This is a genomic window from Salibaculum halophilum, from assembly GCF_002094885.1.
Taxonomy (GTDB): domain Bacteria; phylum Pseudomonadota; class Alphaproteobacteria; order Rhodobacterales; family Rhodobacteraceae; genus Salibaculum; species Salibaculum halophilum.
Map to the genome: position 1 here is coordinate 1 of NZ_MSIT01000051.1, position 5220 is coordinate 5220.

The following is a 5220-nucleotide window of genomic DNA, read 5'->3' on the forward strand; positions in this document are numbered from 1 at the left end:
CTCCCCATGCGGCCGGGGCCGGATTTTTTCGTTGTTTTCGAGGGTTATGCGGGCGGGGCTGAGCACTGGCCCCGTTGCCAAGTGGCCCGGAAGCGGTCTCTCAGGGCCGATATTCTCCGGACCTGATGACTGCGCCATTTTGGTGAATTGTTTATAAGCATTTGGAAAAAAGGGCTTTCCAGAGGCATCAGCCAAACACTTCGACACCAGTGGCGTTCGCGAGATGGAACACGTATCGAACCCATGGCTGCGATCATGGCAGCCAACAGCGGCCGATAGCAATGGAGCTCTGCGTGCCCGCCTTGTCCGCCGAATCTGGGCGATCAAGGGCCGCCACGGGCCCGGCATTCCCGTGTGGGCGCGCCACCCCACCCGCACCAACAAGTGCAAGATCCCGATCTTCATCGTCGGTGTGGACGCGGTGAAGGACGCCGTCTTCGCCCGCCTGCGCCTGCCCCAGTCCGGCCCCGGCGTCATCCATTTCCCCCGCCACCTCGGCGCCAACTACTTCCGCCATCTGACCGCCGAGTGCGTCGTCACCCGCTTCGAGCGCGGACGCCTTATCCGCTACTGGCTGCCTAATGGCGACGGCAAGCCTCGACACCTTCGCCTAAGCCCACGCCGCCCTGCACGGGCTCATCAGGATGGGATTCAGGCTGAACGAGAAGGTGGAGGGGTGGCGTCACCACCGACGCGGACGGATGCCGGAGGCTGATCCGCTCTACTTGGATGGAGTAGCTTGCAACGCATTTTCCCAGTGGACGCTTCAGGTCCTTAATGGTACCTACAACCAAAATGAACAACCCGGGAACGTGGGGCGGGCAGTGCAACATCACAAGACGATCTATTTTTCCGACTTGGCGGGAAATCACCGGGGGCGCCGCGGGCTTACCGTCGCCTTTGGCCCCGACGAAGCCGACCTGTTCCAGAGCGTAGAGCATCTAAGCAGCGCTAGGCTGCGAAAGCTCATAGGCGTCGACAGTTTCGATGACCTCGAACGCGCCGCGCAGAATGCTCGCTCAAACATCAACAATTTCTGCAAGATTCGTCTGAGCGAACATGTAGCTTCCGGTCTCTTGACCGACGAAGGGGCGTTCAAAGACCAGCTCCAGGTAACGTTCGCAGGTGGCCGCCACGACCCGTTGCACAACTGGTTTCCTTATCTTGAAGGCTACTCTCCAGATTTCGTATGGGAAGTATATAGCCGATACTGCGATGGCGCAAAGCGTGTCCTAGATCCATTTGCTGGGTCTGGGACGACACCAATGACCATCATGGGCCTCGGGAAGACGGGGCTTTTCTCGGATGTAAACCCACTGTGCATCCATGTGATCAAGGCAAAGTCGCAAGCGCGAACCCTCAGTCACGATAAGCGCAGTGAATATGCCAAAAAGCTTCTGGCGCTCGCGAAGGTTGCCAAGGACAAAGCGGCGAACTACCCGCGGCATGAGAAGCTGAACGTCAGTTACCGCGCGACCTTTGGAAAGAGCGAGTTCTTTTCGCCAGAGCAGTACGAAGCCATTCTTCGCGTTCGCAGTATCCTAGATCAAATCGGAATTTCCTCTGTTCGCCAACTCGCTGAGGTAGCGGCGATCCGCAGCCTTATTCCGGCCTCGCGTCTCATTCGCAGAGGCGACCTCCGTTTCAAGCGCGAGGCTGAGGAAAGACGTGGAGCTGAGGACTTCATTGAGGCCTTCGCCTCCTCTCTTGAACTGATCGCAAACGATCTCCATGAATTGAGGCCTTCGAACGGCTCAATCCTTCAGGTAGGGATGAGTGCGCTGGAAAATCGATACAATGACAGCCTAGATGCCATTATCACCTCTCCACCGTATCTGAATGGAACAAACTACTTCCGTAACACTAAAGTCGAACTTTGGTTTCTCGGACATCTCAATTCGAAAGCGGACCTGAGCGCGTTTCGAGACCAGGCGATTACGGCAGGCATCAACGATGTGACAAAAGCCAAGGCTAATCGGCGCGATGGTAGGTTTGCATCTGAGACGCTCGATCAGATCGTGAGCGAAATAACTGAATGCGCTTACGATCAGCGCATACCAGCAATGGTGCGTACTTACTTTAACGACATGCATGAGGCGCTCCGCCCAGCTCTCGCGGCGTTGCCGGAGCATGGTCGTGTCTGCATCGACATCGGAGATAGTGTCTATGGCGGCGTCCATGTGCCCACAGATCAACTAATTGTCGAGATTGGCGAACGTCTCGGCTTCGAGTTGAAGGACGACGTGACCCTTCGCGAACGCATGTCCCGTAGTGGACAGAAGCTACGGCAATCCCTTCTTGTCCTTGAGAAACCGTCCAAAGGTCGTGTGGAACGCATATCCACCCGCTCGAAATGGCAATCGTTCAAAACAAGCCTGCCACATCGGCAACCTGGAATGGCTGCGCGCAATTGGGGAAACAAGCTGCACTCACTTTGCTCGTACCAGGGCAAGCTGAAGCCCGCGATTGCATCCAGCCTAGTCGATATCTTCGTTGGAGACGGCGGTTCCATGCTGGACCCATTCTCTGGCGTGGGCACGATACCGTTTGAGGGATCTCTGCGCGGCGCCACTTCCTTCGCGTTTGAGATTAGCCCATCAGCATTTCGGATCTCCCACGCTAAACTTACCTCCCCAAGCCGCTGTGACATTGATGAGGTCCTCGATAACCTCGAAGCCTTTTTGGGCGACTACCGGGCTAGCGATATCGAAATAGAGCGCGCATTACAGATCACGTTCAACAAGAAGCTTGATGAATATTTCCATCCAGACACTTTTAATGAAGTTCTCGGCGCCAGGAAGTTCATGGCATTGAACGATTGCTCGTCGCCCGCTCTGTCCCTGGTCCATGCTGCTTTGCAGCACATCCTGCATGGAAACAGGCCTTACGCCCTAAGCCGACGGTCGCACCCATTGACGCCATATGCTCCAACTGGGCCTTTCGAGTATCGAAGCCTGATGGAGCGACTTCGCACGAAGATCGAACGCAGCCTTGACGTTGACCGTGGAGATGATTTTCGCGAAGGTCACATTTGGCAGATGGACTCGACCGATCCTTGGCCCCGCGAAATCCACAACATCGATGCAGTCATCACTTCCCCACCCTTTTTTGATAGCACGCGCTTCTATCTGGGGAACTGGATGCGCTTGTGGTTTTCTGGATGGGAGGCTGAAGACTTCAAAAAACAGCCACAGAAGTATATCGATGAACGCCAGAAAACTGGGTTTGATGTCTATGAGCCAATCATTCGGCAATCCCGTGAACGATTGAAGCCTGGAGGCTTCTTGGTGTTTCACCTCGGAGAAAGCAAGAAGTGCGACATGGCCGAAGAGATTGCGAAGGTTGCACAGCCGTTCTTCAGGACCTTTGACGTTTTTTCCGAGAGTGTGGAGCACTGTGAAAAGCACGGCCTCCGAGACAAGGGCTCCGTGACAGCGCACCAGTATCTCGTACTTCAAAGCTAACTGGCCGCGCTGCTGAGTTGTTTGTCAGCTTGCTCGATGATGCTCTGGGAGATCGACGTCGAGACAGAAAAAAAGTCGAATCCTGTCATCCGGAGAATTCTATTTCTGACCTTGATGATCTCATCGATGTAGGCGGCGTATTTTGCAAGCAGCTGGTCGACGAAAACCCTGTTTTTCAACGCGCTTAGAGCGTCTGGGTTGATGTGCGCAGGGCCCCGAAGTGTCTCATATGGTACGCCAGTACTTATCGCCAAACGCTTCAATTCTGCGTCAGAATAGTACTCGCTGGGCCAACTACCAGATTTCTCACCATTGTGACGTCCACACAGCAACGTAGCGTTATCTGTGGTTAACGGCCACAGGAGTGAAACCGGAAGCGTATGATCCAAATGGCCTTCCGTCGGGTTGCTCAGATCGCATCTACACTTAAAACACTTATTGTCGAATCTCTTCCGGACCAGGCCACCGTCAATCTTACCTGGGCCCGTGATGTCGAGGTAAAGGCGTCTCTTTTGCGCAGCTTCTCGATGCTGATCGGTTATCCGTGTCTGATTCTTAATCCCATTGTAGACGGTCTTGCAGAGACGACACTCTCCTTGCCTACCAGACTTCCGCGGCGCGTGTTTATGGAATGCCTCTAGTGGCTTCAGGGTATTACAGATGATGCAACATTTGTACCGCATCGCCTCAGCAACATAGTCGTCGATTAGAATTTCGAATGACCCATCCTCAATTTTTTTATTAGTTGTCGTGTTCCAGAGCTCGTAATCGTAAAACTTCTGAGCGTCGCCCATCCGGTGCACATACCCACACACGCGGCACTCAATCTCAAAGTCTTCACCCAGCGTGTCTTCTCGGACTGCTATGATCTCTTGGCACTCAGGGTTGAAACACTGAAATAGCTTGAAAACGACGTCTCCCATGTCTTTGACATGGGCTGCCCGTACTTGATCGAGCTTTTTGACTTCGGTGTATGCCTTGCGTCTCGCCATACCTCTTTCTACTGGAGGCATTCTTCAAACACAATCCGGGGGAGGTGCGCCTGGGACGGAAGCGCGCCTCTTGGGAGTCCCAAACATTCCCAATAGCTTGAGGGTCAGTTTCGGGCGATTCTGTCGCCCATGCGGACCTTTCTCCATCGCCTTCTCGGCCTCTCGCGCGCTCGCGGCTTCGACGCTGCGGGGGGCGGGCGGCGTTGGGAGGGGGCGCGGACGGTCGACGGGCTGAACGCGGCGATCCTGGCGGGCGCGACCACGGCGGCGCGGCGGGCCGGGTGGTATGCGCGGAACAACCCGTGGGTTGCGGCGGCGGTTAACACCTTAGGTATAGTGTCGGCGGCGCCGGGATCAAGGCGCAATGTTCTCATTCGGACCGCACGGTGCGTGAGCGGCTCTAGGCGCTGTAGCTGCGCTGCCACCCTTGACGGGCTCGCGGATTTTTACTGGATGCAGGACATGGCCGTGCATGGGATGGTCGAGAGTGGCTTTGGTTTCGCCAGCCTGGAGCTCTGAACCTGCAGCTCCCAAGCGGTCGGAAAGGGCTCCAGCACCCGCGCCAATGTCACCTCCGGCCCCTGACTCCCGTCCAGGATCGCCTCGACGATGTCGGGAGCGAGCAGCGTCAGCCTAAGGACGCGGGTCATGTAGGAGGGCGCGGTTACCTCGCGCAATCTGCCACCACCTTTGGTCACGACATACCAAACTGCACTGAGCGCTCGTCGGTGCTGTCCGTGGTCGTCGCGTCCACACGCGACCTG

At 56.0% G+C, this 5220-nt stretch carries 3 protein-coding genes and 1 pseudogene; 2 read left to right on the forward strand and 2 right to left on the reverse strand.

Translation table 11 applies throughout. The features are described from left to right. The first annotated feature begins 223 nt into the window (after positions 1-223). Entirely contained in the window at positions 224-715 is a 492-nt protein-coding gene (locus tag BU124_RS14315) for a terminase gpA endonuclease subunit (RefSeq protein WP_245831707.1), read from the forward strand. Positions 716-824: 109 nt separating this feature from the next. Next, positions 825-3464 (forward strand): TRM11 family methyltransferase, encoded by a 2640-nt coding sequence (locus tag BU124_RS14965; RefSeq protein ID WP_218775117.1) that lies wholly within the window; start codon positions 825-827, stop codon positions 3462-3464. Here the strand turns inward: BU124_RS14965 and BU124_RS14690 are convergent. Further along, positions 3461-4456, reverse strand: a complete 996-nt coding sequence (locus BU124_RS14690) for an HNH endonuclease (RefSeq protein WP_143530024.1) — start codon at positions 4454-4456, stop codon at positions 3461-3463. The genes BU124_RS14965 and BU124_RS14690 overlap by 4 nt on opposite strands. Before the next feature lie 446 nt (positions 4457-4902). Then, positions 4903-5130 (reverse strand): annotated as a pseudogene (locus BU124_RS14335) (hypothetical protein); the annotation flags it as partial. Positions 5131-5220 lie beyond the last annotated feature (90 nt).

Excerpts from the sequence above, each read along its gene's own strand:
- BU124_RS14690 (WP_143530024.1), bottom strand. The coding sequence starts at position 4,456 with ATGGCGAGACGCAAGGCATACACCGAAGTCAAAAAGCTCGATCAAGTA.
- BU124_RS14315 (WP_245831707.1), top strand. The coding sequence starts at position 224 with ATGGAACACGTATCGAACCCATGGCTGCGATCATGGCAGCCAACAGCG.